16 protein-coding genes are annotated in these 18,930 nt (G+C 70.5%); 9 read left to right on the forward strand and 7 right to left on the reverse strand.

Features of this window, described 5'->3' with window-relative positions:
* Positions 1 to 206 precede the first annotated feature (206 nt).
* From ACIBI4_RS14155 to ACIBI4_RS14165, 3 genes are all read left to right on the forward strand, one after another.
* Positions 207 to 947, forward strand: a complete 741-nt coding sequence (locus ACIBI4_RS14155) for a GPP34 family phosphoprotein (protein ID WP_399204071.1) — start codon at positions 207 to 209, stop codon at positions 945 to 947.
* 272 nt (positions 948 to 1,219) lie between these two features.
* Positions 1,220 to 2,077 (forward strand): helix-turn-helix domain-containing protein, encoded by an 858-nt coding sequence (locus ACIBI4_RS14160; RefSeq protein ID WP_399204072.1) that lies wholly within the window; start codon positions 1,220 to 1,222, stop codon positions 2,075 to 2,077.
* Positions 2,078 to 2,312: 235 nt separating this feature from the next.
* Complete coding sequence (locus ACIBI4_RS14165; RefSeq protein WP_399204073.1) at positions 2,313 to 2,522, forward strand: DUF397 domain-containing protein; 210 nt, start codon at positions 2,313 to 2,315, stop codon at positions 2,520 to 2,522.
* Positions 2,523 to 2,628: 106 nt separating this feature from the next.
* Here ACIBI4_RS14165 and ACIBI4_RS14170 read toward each other — a convergent pair whose 3' ends face one another.
* Positions 2,629 to 3,468: a hypothetical protein gene (locus tag ACIBI4_RS14170; protein WP_399204074.1), complete on the reverse strand. Its 840-nt coding sequence runs from the start codon at positions 3,466 to 3,468 to the stop codon at positions 2,629 to 2,631.
* A gap of 95 nt (positions 3,469 to 3,563) precedes the next feature.
* Between ACIBI4_RS14170 and ACIBI4_RS14175 the strand changes: the two genes are divergently transcribed.
* Both ACIBI4_RS14175 and ACIBI4_RS14180 read left to right on the forward strand, forming a co-directional pair.
* Positions 3,564 to 4,346 carry an SDR family oxidoreductase gene (locus ACIBI4_RS14175; protein ID WP_399204075.1) on the forward strand — a complete coding sequence of 261 codons (783 nt, stop codon included), beginning with the start codon at positions 3,564 to 3,566 and terminating at the stop codon, positions 4,344 to 4,346.
* A gap of 219 nt (positions 4,347 to 4,565) precedes the next feature.
* Positions 4,566 to 6,140, forward strand: a complete 1,575-nt coding sequence (locus tag ACIBI4_RS14180; protein ID WP_399204077.1) for a sodium:solute symporter family protein — start codon at positions 4,566 to 4,568, stop codon at positions 6,138 to 6,140.
* 140 nt (positions 6,141 to 6,280) lie between these two features.
* On the opposite strand, the gene ACIBI4_RS14185 is transcribed toward ACIBI4_RS14180, so the two are convergent.
* Positions 6,281 to 7,423 carry an ADP-ribosylglycohydrolase family protein gene (locus tag ACIBI4_RS14185; RefSeq protein WP_399204078.1) on the reverse strand — a complete coding sequence of 381 codons (1,143 nt, stop codon included), beginning with the start codon at positions 7,421 to 7,423 and terminating at the stop codon, positions 6,281 to 6,283.
* A gap of 172 nt (positions 7,424 to 7,595) precedes the next feature.
* Positions 7,596 to 8,534, reverse strand: a complete 939-nt coding sequence (locus ACIBI4_RS14190; RefSeq protein ID WP_399204079.1) for a LysR family transcriptional regulator — start codon at positions 8,532 to 8,534, stop codon at positions 7,596 to 7,598.
* Positions 8,535 to 8,609: 75 nt separating this feature from the next.
* Between ACIBI4_RS14190 and ACIBI4_RS14195 the strand changes: the two genes are divergently transcribed.
* Both ACIBI4_RS14195 and ACIBI4_RS14200 read left to right on the forward strand, forming a co-directional pair.
* Positions 8,610 to 9,134 carry a nuclear transport factor 2 family protein gene (locus tag ACIBI4_RS14195; protein ID WP_399204081.1) on the forward strand — a complete coding sequence of 175 codons (525 nt, stop codon included), beginning with the start codon at positions 8,610 to 8,612 and terminating at the stop codon, positions 9,132 to 9,134.
* Between the two features lie 89 nt (positions 9,135 to 9,223).
* The gene (locus ACIBI4_RS14200) at positions 9,224 to 10,648 is read left to right on the forward strand and encodes a hypothetical protein (protein ID WP_399204082.1); all 1,425 of its coding nucleotides are present in this window, start codon (positions 9,224 to 9,226) and stop codon (positions 10,646 to 10,648) included.
* Positions 10,649 to 10,667: 19 nt separating this feature from the next.
* Here the strand turns inward: ACIBI4_RS14200 and ACIBI4_RS14205 are convergent, their stop codons facing one another.
* Together ACIBI4_RS14205 and ACIBI4_RS14210 are read right to left on the reverse strand one after the other, a co-directional pair.
* Positions 10,668 to 13,262, reverse strand: coding sequence for a bifunctional FO biosynthesis protein CofGH (locus ACIBI4_RS14205; RefSeq protein ID WP_399204083.1), 2,595 nt, complete (start codon positions 13,260 to 13,262; stop codon positions 10,668 to 10,670).
* 65 nt (positions 13,263 to 13,327) lie between these two features.
* On the reverse strand, positions 13,328 to 14,167 hold the full coding sequence (locus tag ACIBI4_RS14210) for an LLM class F420-dependent oxidoreductase (protein ID WP_399204084.1): 840 nt from the start codon (positions 14,165 to 14,167) through the stop codon (positions 13,328 to 13,330).
* 179 nt (positions 14,168 to 14,346) lie between these two features.
* Between ACIBI4_RS14210 and ACIBI4_RS14215 the strand changes: the two genes are divergently transcribed.
* Positions 14,347 to 14,802, forward strand: coding sequence for a peptidase inhibitor family I36 protein (locus ACIBI4_RS14215; RefSeq protein WP_399204085.1), 456 nt, complete (start codon positions 14,347 to 14,349; stop codon positions 14,800 to 14,802).
* 54 nt (positions 14,803 to 14,856) lie between these two features.
* On the opposite strand, the gene ACIBI4_RS14220 is transcribed toward ACIBI4_RS14215, so the two are convergent.
* Entirely contained in the window at positions 14,857 to 16,320 is a 1,464-nt protein-coding gene (locus ACIBI4_RS14220) for a protein kinase (RefSeq protein ID WP_399204086.1), read from the reverse strand.
* A 40-nt stretch (positions 16,321 to 16,360) separates the two neighbouring features.
* The gene (locus ACIBI4_RS14225) at positions 16,361 to 17,113 is read right to left on the reverse strand and encodes an FHA domain-containing protein (protein ID WP_399204087.1); all 753 of its coding nucleotides are present in this window, start codon (positions 17,111 to 17,113) and stop codon (positions 16,361 to 16,363) included.
* 212 nt (positions 17,114 to 17,325) lie between these two features.
* Here ACIBI4_RS14225 and ACIBI4_RS14230 point away from each other — a divergent pair, with 212 nt between their 5' ends.
* Positions 17,326 to 18,873, forward strand: a complete 1,548-nt coding sequence (locus ACIBI4_RS14230; protein WP_399204088.1) for a CehA/McbA family metallohydrolase — start codon at positions 17,326 to 17,328, stop codon at positions 18,871 to 18,873.
* The last annotated feature ends 57 nt before the right edge of the window (positions 18,874 to 18,930 follow it).

The raw sequence follows: 18,930 nt of genomic DNA on the forward strand, positions 1-18,930 counted from the left end.
CTCGCCGCTAAATGTGCCCGCAAGGGCGCCCACGCAGCCCGGACCCCGGTGTCCGAACCATGTACCAGTGTCCCTGTCTGCGGGGTTGGCCCACTGGCTAGACGAGAACGACATACCTACTGGTTCCCGTACAAAGCCCCCACGCACTCTCGACAGATGAATGTGAGAGGGGTCACCCTGTCAGACATCCACGCGGGGAGGCATGGATGGGCAGGAGCCGCAGAACGATTCCGGAGGAGCTTCTGCTGCTCGCTCTGGACCCGGCCACGGGTACCACAGCGCAGCCGCAGTCGCTCGACCTAGGTCTCGCCGGAGCACAGCTAGTAGAGCTGGCGCTGGCCGGACGGATAGCCCCAGATGGGGATCGTATCGCCGTGGTGACAGCACGGCCGACAGGTGATCCGACACTGGATTGCGCACTGGAGCTGCTGCGAAGGCGTGGCGCTCCGGTCCGTGCGGTCCACTGGATCGGCGGGCCCCGCCTGGGGCTGCGCCAGACGTATCTCTCGCATCTCGAACGCTGCGGCATGGTGCATGCCGTGGAGGGACAGATGTGCGGGGTGCTGCCGACGACTCGCTACCAGGCGACGCAGTCGGCGATCAGCCGCGAGATCAGGGCACGGCTGGATTCGGCGATCCGCACCGGCGTACCGCCGGACCCGCGGACCGCGGCGCTCGCCGCACTGGCCCACGCGGTCGGACTCGGCAAGCACCTGTATCCGGGGAACGAGGGGCGTTCATCACGCTCCCGGCTCCGCGATCTGATCAGGCACGACCCGATGGGCGGCCTCGTGGCGCACGCCGTGATGGACGTGCAGAACGGGGTGGCGGCGCAGCCACGCCGCTCACCCGCGGGAGGCCGGCAGCCGGCCAGGGCGACGACGGACGGAGGCCGTGTGCCTTCGCAGCCACGTCGCGGTTCGATGGCGCGCGTCGTCGCACACTGACGAGCGCCGCGCACCACTGAAGCACCGTCCGCTTCGCGCGGGGTGGAGACCGGCAGTCGCCGGCCGCCACCCCGCGCGTTGCGTTTGGCCTGGTTGCGGCAGCGCCGGGCGCTTCGGAGATGGTCCATTTCCCAGCGCGACCACGGCAGTTGGTGGCACTCTGCTGAACTAGCAGACACGGAGCGGATATACGCACCATTCGATCGGTGATACGCCCGATCGGAGCGGGTATCCCTACGAACAGACCGCTGTCCGGAGAGGTGGCACATCCCGTGGCGTCCAACGTCAATCCCACAGTCAGGCGACGCCGCTTGGGCCAGGAGCTGCGGCGATTGCGCGAGCTCAAGGGCATGACGGCCGAGGAGGTCGCCGAGCGGCTGCTCGTCTCGCAGTCGAAGATCTCCCGTCTGGAGAACGGCCGCCGGTCGATCAGCCAGCGCGATGTGCGGGATCTGTGCGGCGTCTACGAGGTCGAGGACGTCCGGATCGTCGACTCCCTGATGCAAATGGCCAAGGACAGCCGCCAGCAGGGCTGGTGGCATGCGTTCGGCGACATTCCGTATTCCGTCTACATCGGCCTGGAGACCGATGCCGCCTCGCTGCGCGTGTACGACCCGCAGGTCGTGCCGGGTCTGCTGCAGACCCGCGGCTATGCGGAGGCGCTGATCACCGGGGCACTGCCGGAGACGCAGCCGACGGATATCGACAAGCGTGTGCAGGTGCGCGTACGCCGTCAGGAGCGCATCCAGGCGGCCGAGAATCCGCTGCGGCTGTGGACGGTCCTGGACGAGGCGGCGCTGCGCCGTATGGTCGGCAACAAGCAGTTGATGATCGAGCAGCTGGAACATCTCGTGGAGATGTCCCAACTGCCCCATGTGACGGTGCAGGTGATCCCGTTCGAGATGGGGGCGCATCCGGGGGTGAACGGGCAGTACGCCATTCTGGAATTCCCGGACACCGCGGATTCCAGTGTGGTCTACATCGAGGGCGTCACCAGTGATCTCTATCTCGAGAAGGCGAACGACGTCCACAAATACAGCGTCATGTACGAGCATCTTCGGGCACAGGCGCTGAATGTGGAACAGACCCGGCAATTCATCACCGAGATCGCCAAGGAGTACGCCCGCTGAGGAAAAGCGGCGGCAAGGTACACCCTTGGCTCGCCGCACGGGAAGACCCGCATGGTATATGCCATCCGGTCGAGTGAATGGCCGCGTCATATACCGATGGTGGCGAGTAGCGTCGATCACGTCGATCAGATCAAGGGCGTCAGACCAAAGCCCGCTGAGCGACGAAGACCGTCATCGGCCCGTGGGGCCAGGGACGGTGACACTGCACTCACCCACAGCACAAAGCGGAGCAAACATGGCAATCCAGCAAGGCGCCACGAATGCGTGGACGAAGTCTTCGTATTCCACTGGAAACGGCGCATGCATTGAAGTCAGGTCCCCCGTCCTGCGCGAAGTCGCGGTGCGTGACTCCAAGGTCCCCCAGGGACCTGCCATCGCGTTCGAGCCCGACACCTGGACCGCGTTCGTCGGACAGGTCAGCCGAGGGGCCTACCGCCTCGGCTGAATGAGGACCCTGCGCAAGAACGACAACTGCACATGCACCACTGCACATGCACCATCGAAGAGCCCTCTCGACTGGCCCGCCGTCCTAGCCGAGAGGGCTCGGCATTTCAGCGCAGCCGGTCGACGTAGGTGTCGGTGCCCGGCACCGTCGGGATGAACGGCGCCACCAGCTCCACCTTCCCCAGCCCCGACGCGGCGATCTCCTCGTCGCGCCCCGCGAAGTGGTCCTGCCAGCCCTCGCGCGGGTCCTCGTTGAGGAACCACAGCAGGGTCAGCCGGGTGTCCACGCCCTCGACCTGCTTCACGTACGTCATCTTGTCGCCGGGCAACGGCGTCGGCCGGAAGATCACCACCATCGCCGCGGGACCACCCGCGAGCTTCCCCGGCAGGTGCTTCGAGCGCAGCCACTCCAGGAGCTCGGCGCGCTGCTCGGCCCCTTCGGCGTCCACGACCTCGACGACGAGGCCCTGGTAGGGGTGGTCGAGCGCGTGGTAGTCGCGCGGCCCGGCCGCCCCGTCGCGGTAGACGGTCGCCTCGTGGTCCTGGAACGACGTGAAGACGTGCGTACGGTCCTGGTAGACCCGGCCGTCGCGGTTGAGGCGCTTGTTGATGCCGACGGTCCACTTCATGTGGTCGTCGTAGCGCCCGTCGGTCACCCAATACGTGGAGATGTAGCAGCCCGCCGTGACGGGCTGGGCCACGGCGGACTTCTCCGGGTAGCGCAGCTCCTGCAGATCGCGTGTGGCGACCCAGCGGCGGCCCGCGTACATCCACGGCATGGCCATGGCGCCCGCGTAGTAGTGGTCGTCCTCGTACCAGCGGTTGTACGCGAACTCATGGCCCGGATGCGGCTCCACCATCGTGATCAGCGCGTGCCCGGGACGCACTCCGTACGGGCCGACCGAGGCCAGTTCCGCATAGACCTCGCTACGGGTCTGCTCACCCATGACGTTCCCCTTCCTTCCTCCGCTGGACGCCCCTACTCTGACGGGCCGTCAGGAAATCCACCAGGGTCCGTCCTCAAGTCGCGTCGGAGGTAGCCGTGCTGCTCCAAGGCAAGACAGTCATCGTGTCCGGGGTCGGAGCCGGGCTCGGCCAGCAGGTGGCCGCCGCGGTGGTACGGGACGGCGGGAACGCCGTGCTCGGGGCGCGGACCGCGGCGAACCTCGCGAAGGCCGCCGCCGAGATCGACCCGGACGGCAAGCACACCGCGTACCGGGCGACCGACATCACCGACGAGCAGCAGTGCGAGGCGCTCGCGGCGCTGGCCGTCGAGACGTTCGGCCGGCTCGACGCGGTGATCCATGTGGCCGCCTGGGACAGCTACTTCGGCGGGCTGCAGGACGCGGACTTCGAGACGTGGAAGGGCGTCATCGACACGAATCTGCTCGGCACGCTGCGGATGACGCGCGCCTGTCTGCCGGGGCTCAAGGAGCGCGGCGGCGCGGTCGTCATCGTCGGGACGCAGTCGGCCATCGCCTCTCCGTCGCAGGTCAAGCAGGCGGCGTACGCGGCGTCGAAGGGCGCGCTGACCTCCGCGATGTACTCGCTGGCGCGCGAGGTGGGCCCGGACCGGATCCGGGTCAACACCGTGCTGCCCGGCTGGATGTGGGGTCCGCCGGTGGAGGCCTGGGTGCAGTTCACGGCGAGCACCGAGGGCGCGCCTCAGGACGAGGTGAAGAAGCGGCTCACGTCGCGGATGGCGCTGCCGGATCTGGCGACGGACGGGGACGTGGCGGACGCGTGCGTGTTCCTGGCCTCGGATCGCTCGCGGGCGATCACCGGACAGCAACTCCTGGTGAACGCAGGGGAGATCATGCGCTAGCGGCAGACATTTCCGCAGGTCGTCGGCGGTACGGGAGTCTCTTCCCGTACCGCCGACGTGCGTTTGCGGGGCCTTGATTCAGGTCACGTACATGAACGCGAATCCTCAACTGGAACGATTTTACTTGCCCTTGACCTTACATCCGGTTGTCGCCACCCCGTGGTCGAACCCACCATGAGCGGGCCCGCGGCTAGCGCACCCGGACCCCTGGAGGGGGCAATGAAGAGTCTCGACTGGGCCGTACTCGGCGGCTACTTCTTCGTCATGGTCGGCATCGGCGTATGGGCCAAATCGCGCGTCGAGACCGTGGCCGACTTCTTCACCGCCCGCGGGCGCATCCCGTGGTGGCTGTCGGGGATCTCGCACCACATGTCGGGCTACAGCGCGATCATGTTCGTGACGTTTGCGGCAGTCGCGTACAACGACGGTGTCACCGTCTACTTCTGGTGGCCGCTGACCATCGGACTCGGCGTCGGCGTCGGCGCGTTCCTCTTCGCGCCGCGCTGGAACCGGCTGCGCGCCAAGCACGGCGTGAACTCACCGCTCGCGTATCTCGCCGTGCGCTACAACCTGCCCACCCAGCAGGTCCTCGCGTACTCCGGAGCGCTGCTCAAGGTCGTCGACATCGCCGCCAAGTGGGTCGCCATCGCCGTGCTGCTGCAGGGCTTCGCGGACATCCCGCTCGGCTGGGGCATCGCGATCACCGGCATCTGCACGATGTTCTACATGGCCTTCGGCGGACTGTGGGCCGATGTCCTCACCGACTTCGGGCAGTTCATCATCCAGGCGATCGCCGGCTTCGCGATGCTCTTCGCGGTGCTCGCCCATCTCGGCGGCTTCACCTCGCTGTTCACGTTCTGGGGCGATCTGCCCGAGGGCCACGCCGACCCGGTCAACGGCTCCATCACCACCGGCCTGATCATCGCGTTCCTCTTCGTGAAGACCTTCGAGTACAACGGCGGCATGTGGAACCTGGCGCAGCGCTACATGGCCGCGCCCAGCGGCTCGCGCGCCAAGAAGTCGGCGCTGCTCTCCAGCGCCCTGTGGCTGGTCTGGCCGTTCATCCTCTTCGTGCCGATGATCGCGGCGCCGCTGATCGTGCCCGGTCTCGAAGGCGGCGAGGGCGCGTACATCGCGCTCGCCAAGGAGCTGCTGCCGACCGGCATCATCGGTCTGGTCCTCGCGGGCTTCTTCTCGCACACGATGGCGATGGTCGCCTCCGACTCCAACGTCATCACCGCGGTGATCACCCGCGACCTCGCGCCGGTCATCGTCAAGAAGGTCCGCTACTTCACCCAGGCCCAGCAGCTGCTCTTCGCCCGGATCACCACGGTCGCCTTCGTCACCGTCTCGATGTCGATCGCGCTGACCGCGGATCCGAAGGGCTTCATCATGACGGTCGTGGTCTCGATCGTCGCGGCCACGATGGGTCCGATCTCCATCCCGCTGATGCTGGGCCTGCTGCCCTGGTTCAAGCGCACCGGGCCGACCGCGGCCCTCGTCTCGTGGGCGGGCGGTCTGACCGTCTGGGCCGTCCTCTACTGGGGCGTCGAGGACGCGAGCCAGACCGTCACGGTCTCCAGCCCGCTGGTCACGTCCCTCGTCCTGTACGTGGTGATCGGCCTGCTGAAGCCGGAGGGCACCCCGGACCGCTCGGCGATCGTGGACTCCCTCGACGACGACCCGAGCGACGCGGAACGGGAGGAGCTGGAGCGGAAGTTCCTCGCGGACCCGGTGCTGGTGCCGGGGCAGTCGACCGGCTCGGCGGATGAGCGGTCGGGGGCGCGGGGTTAGGTTCCGCGGCTCTGCGGATTGCGCGCCGCTCGCGGGGGTTCGCCTCGCGGGCGGCGCTTTCGTCTGTACGGATCGGGCGGTACGGATCCGGTGTACGGATCCGGTGTACGGCTAGGGCGGTACGGATCCGGCGGTACGGCTCAGCCCCGCGGATACCGCACCAGCCACCCCTGCGACGCCACCCCCGGCCCGTGCAGCGCGGCGCCCTGGGTCATCTCCATCGCGAAGTCGTCGGCGATCTCAAGGAGGGTCGGGCGGCCCTCCAGCTCCGCGACCCACGACGGCGGCAGCGCCGTCTCGCCGTGCATCGCGCCGAGCAGCGCACCCGCGAGCGCGCCGACGGCCGCGGAGTCGCCCCCGTGGTTCACGGCGAGCCGCAGCCCGCCGCGGACGTCCTCGCAGACCAGCGCGGAGTACACGGCGGCCGCGAGCGCGGCCTCCGCCGTGCGCTCCGCCGCCAGCTCGTCCACCCGGCCCGCGCTCGGCAGCCCCTGGCGCACCGCGCCGAGCGCGTGCTGCAGCGCGTCGGTCACCGGCTGATGCCCGGGCCGCGTCGCCAGCAGCCCAAGGACCCGCTGCACCGCCGCGTCCAGCGACTCCCCGCGCGCGAGCGCGTGCACGAGGACCGCGAACGCGCCCGCGCTCAGATACGCGGTCGGATGACCGTGCGACTGCGCCGCGCACTCCACCGCCAACTGCAGCACCAGCTGCGGCTCCCAGCCCACGAGCAGCCCGAACGGCGCGGACCGCGTCGCGGCCGCAGCCCCACGCTCCGCCGGGTTCTTGGGCTCCTGCAGCGTCCCGAGCCGCTCGTCCCCGAACCCACTGAGCAGCGCCCGCTCCGGATCCCGCCGCGCGTACAGCCATTCCTCACGCGCCAGCCACCCGTCGTCCTTGCGCCGCTCGTCGGGCCCCCACTCGTTCTGCGTGACGGCCCACCGCAGATACGCACGATGCACATCACTCGGCGGATGCCAGGCCCCGGTGTCGCGTCGCACCTGGGCCCGGATCAGCCCGTCGACCGTGAACAGGGTCAGTTGGGTCGCGCAGGTCACCGCACCCCTGCGCCCGTACGCGGGCACGAGATCGACGACCCCGTCCATGCCGTGCGCCGTCCGCAGCGCATCGAGCGCGAGCCCGGCCACGGGCGCTCCCAGCGCATCACCGAGCGCCCCGCCGAGCAGCGTCCCGCGCACACGGCTGCGGAAGTCCTGCTGCTCCACGCGTCCCCAGATGCCGGACCCGGATGTGCCCGGCCCGGATATGCCTGACCCGGCGCTCACGGATACCGCCTCCCCACTGTCCTGCGGTCCCGCAGCACTGTAATCGAACGGATGCGTCCTGATCAGGCTCCGGCCACCGCAGCCCTGTCCGCCGTCGGCCGTCGGCATCCCCGGCCCAGAGGGCCGCGCCGAGCCCGCCCTGCCGCTGGGCGGCGGGGGGCAACCCCAGGGCTCAGCCCATCAGTTCGGCGGCCGCCTCCGCGAACGCCCGTACCCGCGCGGAAGCGGCCCCCGCGTTCCGTACCAGTCCCCACACCACCGGGGGCAGGCCCTCGACCGGTACGTAGGCCACGTCATGGCGTGCGGCGTAGCGGCGGGTGTGCGCGCCGACCAGCGCGGCCCCCGCGCCCGCACCGACCAGGGTCAGGAGCTCGTTCGACGTGCCGGCCACGGCACCGGCCTCGATCGGCAGCCCGGCCGGTGTACGGGCCGGTGCCAAGTCCTCACGGAGTGCGGGCGGCAGGGAGTCGGGGTGCCGGAGGAGGGTGACGCGGGCGAGATCGTCCGGTGCGAGGGAGGATCTGCGCGCGAAGGGGTGCCCGGCCGCGACGGCGAGCACCCGGGCCTCCGTGATCAGCTCCGGCCCCAGGGCCAGGCCCTCCTGGTCGAACGGATGCCGCGTGAACGCCACATCGGCCTCGCCCGTGCGCAGCCAAGGGGCGACGTCCGCGAGGTGCGCCTCGCGGATGCGGACCTCGCACTCGGGGTGGCGTGCGCGGAAGGTCTGGGCGATGCCCACGACCAGCTGACCCGCCGCGGGCCCGGTGAAGGCGACGGTGAGCACACCGCTCAGGCCGCGGCCCGCGTCCACCGCCCGCGCGACCGCGTCCGCGATCTGCGCCCATGCGGGCCGTACGGATTCCGCCAGCTCCCGCCCGACCGGGGTGAGTTCGACCCGGCGGCTGGTCCGCTCGAAGAGCCGCACGCCGACCCGCCGCTCCAGCTTCGCCACGGTCTGGCTGATCCGGGCGGTGGAGACATGCAGCCGCTCGGCGGTCCGGCCGAAGTGCAACTCCTCGGCGAGCACGAGGAACGCCTCGATCTCGTACTTCTCCATCGCCCCCGCCCAGATCGTTTCCCCTCGCTTAACGATCCTTGCACGGAGGCTCATTGATGGCCTCCTCGGCCCCCGGAAGGATCAGTGGTGCAGCAGGCCACCGCACCAGGAACCCGAGGAGCCATCACCATGTCCGTCACGACCACCGCCGCACTCGACGCACCCGCCCACGACAGCACGGCCGCCCTCGCCGAGCTGCGCGACCGGACCGAGATCACCGACGCCCTCCACCGCTTCGCGCTCGGCCAGGACCTCAAGGACAAGGACCTGTTCGCCTCGTCCTTCGCCGAGGACGCCGAGCTGGACTTCCGTCCCGCAGCCGCCAAGTGGGGCGCGGCACCCCCGGTGATGGCCGGCCGCGACACCATCGTCACGACCATCCTCGGCCTGTTCACCGGCCGCGTGGACACCACCCACCAGGTCACCAACCCCCGCATCACGATCGACGGCACCACCGCCCGTCTGACCGCCCTGGTCGAGGCCCAGCACCTGCTCAGCGCCGACCACACGACGTACGCCCTGCTCAAGAACCCGTACGAGGCCGAGCTCGTACGCGAGGCGGGTCGCGACGGCCGGGGCGGGCGCTGGGTGATACGTCGGCTGGTCATCCACAACACCTGGTTCACCGGAAACCCCACGGCGATCTTCGGCTGACCGGCCCACCGCACATCCGGGGGCAACCTTCCGTCCACCCCGCGTGTCCCATAGATCGACCTGCCATACATCCCCCCACCGGAGGCATCATGCGCCGCCCGTTGATCATCGCTCTCTCGCTCACCACCGCACTCGGTGCCTCCCTGGTCGTCGGCGGTGGCTCCGCCGTCGCCGCGGACGGGCGTGGGGTTGTGGACTTCAATGCGGACGGGTACGCCGATCTGGCGGTGTCCGCCCCCGGGGCCACCGTCGACGGGAAGGCCGAGGCCGGGTATGTGTCCGTCGCGTACGGCGGGAGTGGTGGGGTCGGGGCCGGTGGGCGGGTGACGTTGACCGCCGGGGCCGGTGGGGTGCCCGGGCAGGTCGACGAGAACGACGGCTTCGGGTGGGTGACCACCGCGGCCGATCTCGATGACGACGGGTTCGATGATCTCGTCGTGCAGGCCGCCCGCGGGGAGACGGTGGTGCTGTGGGGGTCGGCGGACGGGCTCGGGAAGGGCTCGGTCCTGCCCGACGTCAAGGGTGCGAAGTTCAACAGTGGGGACTTCAACGGGGACGGGCACGAGGATCTGGTCTCCGACGACTACCCGTACGACATGGACGACGGCCGGGGCGGGATGACCATCCACTACGGGCCGTTCGGGCGGGACGGGAAGCCCGCGAAGGCCGATCCGATTCCGACGAGCGACACCTTCGGGCCGTACGACATCGTCGTCGGGGACATCACCGGGGACGGCGCCGACGAGATCGTGACGAGTCACGGCTTCGAGGAGATGGCGTACCAGGGGCAGTACTGGCAGGGCGGGAGCGGCGGTCTGAGCCACACGCCCAAGAAGCTGACCTCGTTCAACAACGGTGTCATCGGGGATGTGGACGGCGACGGGTACGGGGACCTCGTGTTCCGCGACACCGGCACGGTCTGGGAGACCGACCACATGCTGGCCGGGAACGTGAGCGTCATCTACGGCTCCGCGTCCGGTCTTTCGACCCGTACGAAGAAGATCACGCAGAACACCGCCGGGGTGCCCGGTGCCGACGAGGGCGGCAACGACAGCAACGAGGGCGACCAGTTCGGTGCCTCGCTCACCGTCGGGGACGTCACCGGTGACGGGATCGACGACGTGGCGGCCGGGGTGCCCGGCGAGGACATCGGCTCCGGCAGCTCCGCCAAGCGGGACGCCGGCGCGGTCGTGCTGCTCAAGGGCAGCCGTTCCGGGCTGACCGGGACGGGCGCGCAGGCCTTCCACCAGTCGACGACCGGGGTGCCGGGCGCGTCCGAGCACGGCGACAAGTTCGGCACCGAGGTGTTCCTGCTCGACGTGAACAACAACAACCGGGCCGACCTTGCCGTCGGCGTCCCGAACGAGGACGGCGCCCACCAGGACTCCGGCGCCTACTGGCTGTTCCGCGGCAGCAAGAACGGGCTGGTCACCAGCAACATCGCCTCGTTCGGCCCGGTCGACCTGGGCACGCCGGAGGCCGGTGCCCGCCTGGGGCACCGCTTCGCCGACTAGTCCGCGAGGACTGCTGCGTTCAGTCCAGCACCGGCAGCAGCTCCGGCAGATGCCCGTCCGAGGCCTCGGCCGCCCGCACCCGCTCCTGCGGCACCTCGCCGTAGAGCGTGGTGCGGGGGCGGGCCGGGCGGCCCGCCTGGTCCGCGATCGCGACGAGGTCCTTGACCGAGCGGTACGAACCGTAGGACGAGCCCGCCATCCGCGAGATCGTCTCCTCCATCAGCGTGCCGCCCAGGTCGTTGGCGCCCGAGCGCAGCATCTCCACCGCGCCCTCCGTGCCCAGCTTCACCCAGCTCGTCTGGATGTTGGGGATGTGCGGGTGGAGCAGCAGCCGGGCCATCGCGGTCACCGCGCGGTTGTCGCGGTCCGTGGGTCCGGGGCGGGCAATGCCCGCCAGGTAGACGGGCGCGTTGGTGTGGATGAACGGGAGCGTGACGAACTCCGTGAAGCCGCCCACGTTTTGGGACAACGCAGCCTGCTGGATACCGGCCAGCGTGCGCAGGTGGCCGAGCCAGTGCCGCGGCTGGTCCACGTGCCCGTACATCATCGTCGAGGACGAGCGGATGCCCAGCTCATGGGCGGTCCTGATGACCTCGATCCAGGTGGCCGTGGGCAGCTTGCCCTTGGTGAGGACCCAGCGGACCTCGTCGTCGAGGATCTCGGCGGCCGTCCCGGGGATCGAGTCGAGTCCCGCCTCCTTCGCGGCGGTCAGCCACTCCCGTATCGAAAGGCCGGTGCGCGAGGCCCCGTTGACGACCTCCATCGGTGAGAAGGCGTGCACATGCATGCCCGGGACCTTCTCCTTCACCGCGCGCGCGATGTCGAAGTACGCCGTGCCGGGCAGGTCGGGGTGGATGCCGCCCTGCATGCAGACCTCGACCGCGCCCACGTCCCACGCCTGCTGGGCGCGGTCGGCGACCTGGTCGAGGGAGAGCGTGTACGCGTCGGCGTCCGTGCGACGCTGGGCGAAGGCACAGAAACGGCAGCCGGTGTAGCAGACGTTGGTGAAGTTGATGTTGCGCGTGACGATGTACGTGACGTCGTCGCCGACCACGGATGTGCGGACGTCGTCGGCGATCCGGGTCAGCGCGTCGAGCGCCGGTCCGTCCGCGTGCAGCAGGGCCAGGGCCTCGTCGTCGGTGAGCTTCGTCGGGTCGTCGGCGGCGGTCGCCAGGGCCGCGCGCACATCGCCGTCGATCCGGGAGGGGACCATGCCGGGCGCCGCGGCCTCCCGCAGCGCCTCCCAGTCGCCGTAGACCTCGTCGAAGTCCTCGCGCCGGTCGCCCGTGCGCCCCTCGGTGTCGATCGTGGCGTGCAGATCGGTGCGGCCCGCGGACGTGAAGCCCTCGTCGGGCTCCTGCCACGGCCGGCCCACGACGGGCGCGTCCGCGACCGCCAGCCCGGTCTCCGCGGAGGCCAGTGCCCGGACGTGCGGCAGCACCCGCGGGTCCAGCCATGGCTCGCCCCGGGTCACGAACTCCGGGTAGACGCACAGCCGTTCGCGCAACTCGAAGCCCGCCTCCGCCGAGCGCTCCGTGAGCTCCTCCAGCTTCGGCCAGGGCTTCTCCGGGTTCACATGGTCGATCGTGACCGGCGAGACGCCGCCCCAGTCGTCGATCCCGGCGCCGATCAGCCGCTCGTACTCCCCCGCGATCAGGTTGGGCGGCGCCTGCAGATTGCCGGACGGGCCCATGATGTGCCGGGCCACGGCCACCGTAGCGACCAGCTCGTCCAGCTCCGCGTCCGGCATCCCGCGCATCGCCGTGTCCGGCTTGGCGCGGAAGTTCTGGATGATCAGCTCCTGGATACCGTGGTACGCGCGGGCCACGCGCCGCAGCGCGAACAGGGAGTCCGCGCGCTCCTCGTACGTCTCACCGATCCCGATGAGCAGCCCGCTCGTGAACGGCACGGAGGAGCGGCCGGCGTCCTCCAGCACCCGCAGCCGTACGGCCGGTTCCTTGTCCGGGGAGCCGTGGTGCGGGCCGCCGGGCTCGGACCACAGGCGCGTGGCGGTCGTCTCCAGCATCATGCCCATCGAGGGTGCGACGGGCTTGAGCCGCTGGAAGTCCGTCCACGACAGCACCCCGGGGTTGAGGTGCGGCAGCAGACCCGTCTCCTCCAGGATCCGGATGGAGATGGCCCGTACGTACGCGATGGTGTCGTCATAGCCGTGCGCGTCGAGCCACTCGCGGGCCTCGGGCCAGCGGTCCTCGGGCTTGTCGCCGAGGGTGATCAGGGCTTCCTTGCAGCCCAGTTCGGCCCCGCGGCGGGCGATGTCCAGGACCTCGTCCGGGGACATGAACATCCCGTGCCCGGCCCGGCGCAGCTTGCCCGGGACGGTCACGAACGTGCAGTAGTGGCACTTGTCCCGGCACAGGCGGGTGAGCGGGATGAACACGCTCTTCGAGTACGTGATGACGCCGGGGCGCCCGGCCGCCTCCAGGCCCGCGTCCCGCACCCGGGCCGCGGAGGCGGTCAGATCCGCCAGATCCTCGCCGCGGGCCTGCAGCAGCACGGCCGCCTCGGTGACGTCCAGCGCCACACCGTCGCGTGCGCGCCTGAGCGCGCGGCGCATCGCATTGGCCGTGGGGGGTGCGGGCTGGTGATCAGTCATGGATCGAGCATACGAGCGACCTCCGACATACGGACCGGCACCCGTGGCATCCCCGTGCCGCCCCGTCACAGGTACTGCCCGAAGTCGTCCAGGGTCTTCAGGACCTCGGTCTCCCCGGCCGCGGGCAGCTGCAGGATCACCTCGTCGATCCCCAACGACGCGTAGTACTCCAGCTTCCCGGCCTCGGGCACCACCGCCGTCACCGCCACGTACAGCTCCTCGGGCGCGCGCCCAGCCTCCGCCCACACCTCGCGCAGCTCCCCGAGCCGCGCGCTCAGACCGCTGCCGCCGACCGGCATCCACCCCTCCGTATACGCGGCGATCTCCGCGAAGAGCCGCGGCCCCGCGGCGCCCCCGATCAGCGTCCGGGGCCCGGTGAGCCGGCCCGGGCGCGCGACCGGCTTCGGGTGGACGTCGCTGGCGGCGACGCTCCCGAACTCCCCCTCGTACGCGGTCGGCTGCTCGCTCCACAGCGCCCGCATCAGCGCCATGCGTTCGCGGACGAGGGCGCGGCGGGTCGGCCAGTGGACGCCGTGGTCGGCGGCCTCCTCGCGGTTCCAGCCGTAGCCGATGCCGAGGGTGAGGCGGCCGGACGCGAGGTGGTCGAGGGTGGCGATCTGCTTGGCCAGGTCGATGGGGTCGTGCTGGCCGATCAGCGCGATGTTGGTGCCGAGCCGGAGCCGCCCGGTGACGGCGGCGGCCTGCGCGAGCGCCACGAACGGGCTCAGCATGCGGGCGCACTCGGGCGGCATCTCCCCGCCGGGATAGGCGGATTGGCGGGCGATGGGGATATGGGTGTGCTCGGGCAGGTACAGCCCCGCGAACCCGCGTTCCTCCAGCTCACGCGCCAGGCGTACGGGAGTGATGGTCTCGTCCGTCATGTACAGGGTCGCGGAGATGTCCATGGGGCTTACTAACCGGTGCGCCCTGGCAAGTCCATAGGGATCCGGTTCCCTCGGGCGTACTAGTTGCTACCAGTACCGCCCGGACTCGATCTCCACTTAGCGTTGTTCACGTCAAACACGGCAAACGCCTTGTTAGCGGGACATGACCGCTTTCATCAGGAAACGAATCGGGGGATGACATGGCCAAGCATCTGCGTACGTGGGCGGCAGCAGCCGCAACTGCCGCCGCCGCGGCGATCGTGGCGGTTCCGGGGACGGCTCAGGCCGGCAACTCGTACAGGGGCTGCGATTCCGGGGCTGTCTGCGCGTACACCGGCCTCGACATGAGCGGATCGATCGTGCGGGAGAAGCAGGGGGACTGGGGTGGGTCCACCGGCTACAAGGCCAGGTCGTTGTTCAACAACGGCAACAACGAGGGCGAAGTCGACCACATCCGCTACTCCGGCACCGTCGACCTCGGCGACGGCTGGTACCAGAGCGTGAAGGGCTGTCTGCACTACAGCACCGGGGCGGCTCCGGACGCCGACTCGTACGCCAACTTCCCGGGTCCGACGACGATCTCCAAGGCCGTATGGGGCAAGGAGTGCGAGTCGGGCGAGGGCACCCGGGTACTGGGCCCGCGGTTCCGAGCCTGACAACCCCGCACCGCGGCCGGCCGTCCGGGGGGACGACCGGCCGCGGCCGCGGCTTCAGCACTTGCTCGCCCACGTGTGGGACCGCACCCGCACCGGCTCCGCGAAGTCCTTCCGCTCACCCACAGGCGCACAGCCGAGGCGGTCCTTGAGTTCCTCCGCACCGAAGTAACGGACGTGGATGAACTCCTCGCCCGTGTTCCCGTTGTTGAACACGGACTTGGCAGCCGCGCTCCCGGTCCAGCTGCACTTGTCCTCGCCCGCCGCCCAGTTGGTGTCGTCCCCGGCCCACGCGCACATGCGGCCCTGCCCCTCCGGCTCCGTGAAGAAGCAGACGCTGCCCGGCAGACAGCGGTCGTAGCCGACGGGCTCGGGCGGGACGGACGGCTTCGCCGTGGCGGGCGGCTTCCCTTCAGGAGCAGCCTTGTTGTCCTGCGGATCGTCCAGGGTCAGCCCGAGCGCCGCCACCGCCGCGACGACGACAGCGGCGACCGCTCCGATGACCCCTGCCCGCCGGCGCGACCGACGCCCCGCCTGCACCGGAACACCGCCCGCGGCGGCCTCCCGGACGCGCGGCAGCAGGGACGCGGCATCATGCGGGGCCCGCTCCTCATGCGTACGGGCAAGGCAGTCACCGATGATTTCCCGCCAAACGAGGGGAAGTCCGGCGGACAGCGTGAGGTCCGCCTTGCCGCGTGCGTAGCGGACGGCCGCGTCCCTGCGGGCGTCCGGGGTGGGCCCGGGGAAGGGATGCCGCCCGCCGGTGAGCACCAGGTGGGCCAGCACGCCGAAGGCCCAGATGTCCGCGGTCGGGCGGATCTGCCGCCCCTGCTCACCGACCTGCGACCAGTGCAGCTCCGGCGGGGTGTAGTCGAGCGTGGCGAAGGCGGGCGCGTAGGCGTGGGTGCCGTCGAGTTCGGCCGCGAGGTTGAAGTCGGCGAGGCGGGCGGTGCCGTCGGGCATCAGGAGGACGTTGCCGGGCTTGAGGTCGCCGTGCACCCAGCCCGCGCGGTGCAACTGGCCGAGCCCCTCGCAGATTTGGGCGAGCAGCTCCGGGCCCTCGGCGACGAGGCCCTCCGCGACGGGGGCAGCCGCGCCGGGAGGCCCGTCCGTCACCGGGCCGCGCCCGGCGAGCAGCACGTCGAGGCTCGATGCCGCCTGCTCCAGGACGAGGACGGTGGCGCCGTCGAGTTCGGGTTGTCCGGGGTCGTCGACGGTGAGGACGTCGTACATCCGGATCAGCCGGGGTTCGAGGACCGTGCTGAGCACCTCCACCTCGCGCTCGGCGAGGTCCCGCAGATGACGCAGCTGGCGTGGGGTGCGCGTGCCGGTCGGCAGGAACTTGAGGGCGGCACGGACCGGCGGCACGGACCCGGCCCCTTCGTACCGCACGGTGTCCTCAGGCGCGCGCTCCGCCGCGTACACGGCACCGAATGCGCCCGCGCCGATGACGGCACCTACGGTCCACGGGCCGATGCGGTAGCCCTCGGGCACGGACAGGGAGCCGGTGATGACAAGCACCTCCTGCTGAGAGGCGGATGAAGGTCGGATCAGGGTCGGATCAGAGGCGGACGGACCCGGCGAGAAGCCCTACGTCGCCCTCGTTCACCAGGTCGAAGCGGAGAGCCAGGGACATCAGCGCCTCCTTCTTGCCGTGCAACCGGCGGTCGGGGTCCGGCTCCTCGGGGCCCGGGCGCAGATGCAGCTTGAGGCTCAGGTAGTCGATGTTCCACTGCACGGCGCTGCGCGTGGCCTCCGGCCAGACGGTCCGCAGGCGTTCGGTGAGCTGGGCGACGGTGGGGGCGAAGGCGTGCGGGTCACCGCGCAGCCGGGCCTCGCACAGGGCCGCGAGCACCAGGAAGTAGCGCTTCGTCCGGTCCAGGGGGAAGGCCCGGGCGGTGGGTTCTCCCACGGCCGCGAGCCCGTCCCCGGGATCCTCTGCGTAGTCGTGGCGCGGAGCCCAGACGTCGAAGCTCAGCAGACAGTCGGTTCCGGGCAGGACGACCCGCGAGAATTCGAACGGCATGGGCGCGCCGAGCCGGCCGGGCGCGATCTTGATGTGTTCGCCGGCGCCCTCGGGGTTGTCGACCACGTAGGTCGAAGTCGCACTGAGGTTGCTCAGCGACCAGAAGCTGCTGCTCGCCGTGAGCAGTCCCGCCATTCGGGAGACGCTGGGGTGCGGGATGGTCAGCCACTGGTCCGTATCCGGTCCGGCGTGCGGGGAGCGCCCGAATCCCAGGGTGTCCCCCGGGCCGAGCGTGATCTGTTCCCGCGGCTCGGACCGCTCGCCCGGAACCACGATGATGCTGTCCACTGACGCCCTCCCCCGCCCGCACCACGCTGTGCAAAGCCACCGCATCCTATGGGCGGCACACCTGCCCCACGGCGGCTCACGCGCCAATGGCCGGAAAGCGGCCGGAAAGCGCTCACCCGCCATCGTCCCGCCCCCTTCCCTTGCCTCACGGTTCACGGCTGAATACGAGGGTTGCTCTACACAACGCCTCCGACACCCGAGGAGCCGACGGCATGTGCGAGGCACACGAGTCAGGAAACTGCACGGAGCACGCGGGCAGTCACGGAGGTGAACACCTCCTGGGCAGACGCGCGTTGCTGGTGACGGGCGCCGCGGGCGCGCTTACGTTGGGCACCGTGACCTTCGCGAGCGCCGAGGAGCGCGAACCGGCCGGGGACGAGACCAAGGTGGTGCGCGGCACCCTGCCCACCGGCTCACCCGATTTCGTCTATCTGCCCGTCCAAGTACCCGACGGGGTACGCGAGATCCACGTCGCGTACACCTACGAGAAGCTGCCGGTCCCGGCCGGCACGCAGGGCAACGCGCTGGACATCGGCATCTTCGACGAGCGCGGCACCGAGCTCGGCGGGCGCGGTTTCCGCGGCTGGTCGGGCGGTGCGCGCAAGGAGTTCTTCATCCGCTCCGACGACGCGACGCCCGGCTACATCCCGGGCCGGATCCGCCGCGGCACGTGGAACATCGCGCTGGGTCCCTACACGGTCGCACCGCAGGGACTCCCGTACGAGGTGACGATCACGCTCAAGTACGGGGAGCAGGCGCCGGCCGTGAAGCCCAAGTACCCGCCGCAGCGCGCCAAGGGGCGCGGGCGGGCCTGGTACCGGGGCGACTGCCACATCCACTCCTGGTACTCGGACGGCAAGCGCACCCTCGCCGAGATCGCGGCGGCCGCGCGGGCGGCGGGCCTCGACTTCATCAACTCCTCGGAGCACAACACCCACTCCGCGCACGCCCATTGGGCGCCGGAGGCGGGCGACGACCTGCTGATCATGACCGGCGAGGAGATCACCACGCGCAACGGTCACATCGTCGCGCTCGGCATGGACGGCGGCACCTGGGTCGACTGGCGCTACCGCGCCCGCGACAACCGCTTCGGCCACTACGCGCGCGAGGTCCGTCGCGCCGGCGGCCTCGTCGTCCCCGCCCACCCGCACGCCACCTGTATCGGCTGCAACTGGAAGTTCGGCTTCGGCGAGGCGGACGCGGTGGAGGTGTGGAACGGCCCGTTCACGCCGGACGACGAAGTGTCCCTGCAGTCCTGGGACAACACCCTCCAGACCGACCCGCGCAGCTGGACCCCGGCCATGGGCAACAGCGACGCGCACAGCCCCGCCGACGCGATCGGCACCCCGCAGACGGTGGTGCTCGCGGACGATCTGACCCGTGAGGCGATCCAGGCGGGCATCAAGGCGGGACGGTCGTACGTGGCCGAGTCCGCGGCCGTCTCCCTGGACTTCTCGGCCGCGGGCGGCCGCGGCAGGCACGCCGGGATCGGCGGGCGGCTCGAGGTGGACCGCGACGACGAGGTGACGGTCCGCCTCGAGGCGAAGGGCGTCCCGGGCTGCACCCTCCGCTTCGTCACGGACCAGGGCACGCTCTTCACGAGCGCCACGGTCCCCGACTCGGGCACGCTCACGGCCGAGTGGCGCACGACGGCTTCGTACGCCTCGTACGTACGCGCAGAGGTCCGCCACGCGGCCCAGCTTCCCCCGCTGCCGGGCGCCCTCGCGGCGTTCACGAATCCGATCTTCCTGGGCCGCTGACACCGGGCGGCCACGCAGAAGGGCCCTGCCGGTGGTGCCGGCAGGGCCCTTCGCCGT

Source organism: Streptomyces sp. NPDC050418 (genome assembly GCF_044458745.1).
Taxonomy (GTDB): domain Bacteria; phylum Actinomycetota; class Actinomycetes; order Streptomycetales; family Streptomycetaceae; genus Streptomyces.

Coding starts and splice junctions, on each gene's coding strand:
- ACIBI4_RS14195 (WP_399204081.1), top strand. CDS start 8,610: ATGTCCGTCACGACCACCGCCGCACTCGACGCACCCGCCCACGACAGC.
- ACIBI4_RS14170 (WP_399204074.1), bottom strand. CDS start 3,468: ATGGGTGAGCAGACCCGTAGCGAGGTCTATGCGGAACTGGCCTCGGTC.
- ACIBI4_RS14180 (WP_399204077.1), top strand. CDS start 4,566: ATGAAGAGTCTCGACTGGGCCGTACTCGGCGGCTACTTCTTCGTCATG.
- ACIBI4_RS14155 (WP_399204071.1), top strand. CDS start 207: ATGGGCAGGAGCCGCAGAACGATTCCGGAGGAGCTTCTGCTGCTCGCT.
- ACIBI4_RS14190 (WP_399204079.1), bottom strand. CDS start 8,534: ATGAGCCTCCGTGCAAGGATCGTTAAGCGAGGGGAAACGATCTGGGCG.
- ACIBI4_RS14215 (WP_399204085.1), top strand. CDS start 14,347: ATGGCCAAGCATCTGCGTACGTGGGCGGCAGCAGCCGCAACTGCCGCC.
- ACIBI4_RS14205 (WP_399204083.1), bottom strand. CDS start 13,262: ATGACTGATCACCAGCCCGCACCCCCCACGGCCAATGCGATGCGCCGC.
- ACIBI4_RS14210 (WP_399204084.1), bottom strand. CDS start 14,167: ATGGACATCTCCGCGACCCTGTACATGACGGACGAGACCATCACTCCC.
- ACIBI4_RS14230 (WP_399204088.1), top strand. CDS start 17,326: ATGTGCGAGGCACACGAGTCAGGAAACTGCACGGAGCACGCGGGCAGT.
- ACIBI4_RS14200 (WP_399204082.1), top strand. CDS start 9,224: ATGCGCCGCCCGTTGATCATCGCTCTCTCGCTCACCACCGCACTCGGT.
- ACIBI4_RS14165 (WP_399204073.1), top strand. CDS start 2,313: ATGGCAATCCAGCAAGGCGCCACGAATGCGTGGACGAAGTCTTCGTAT.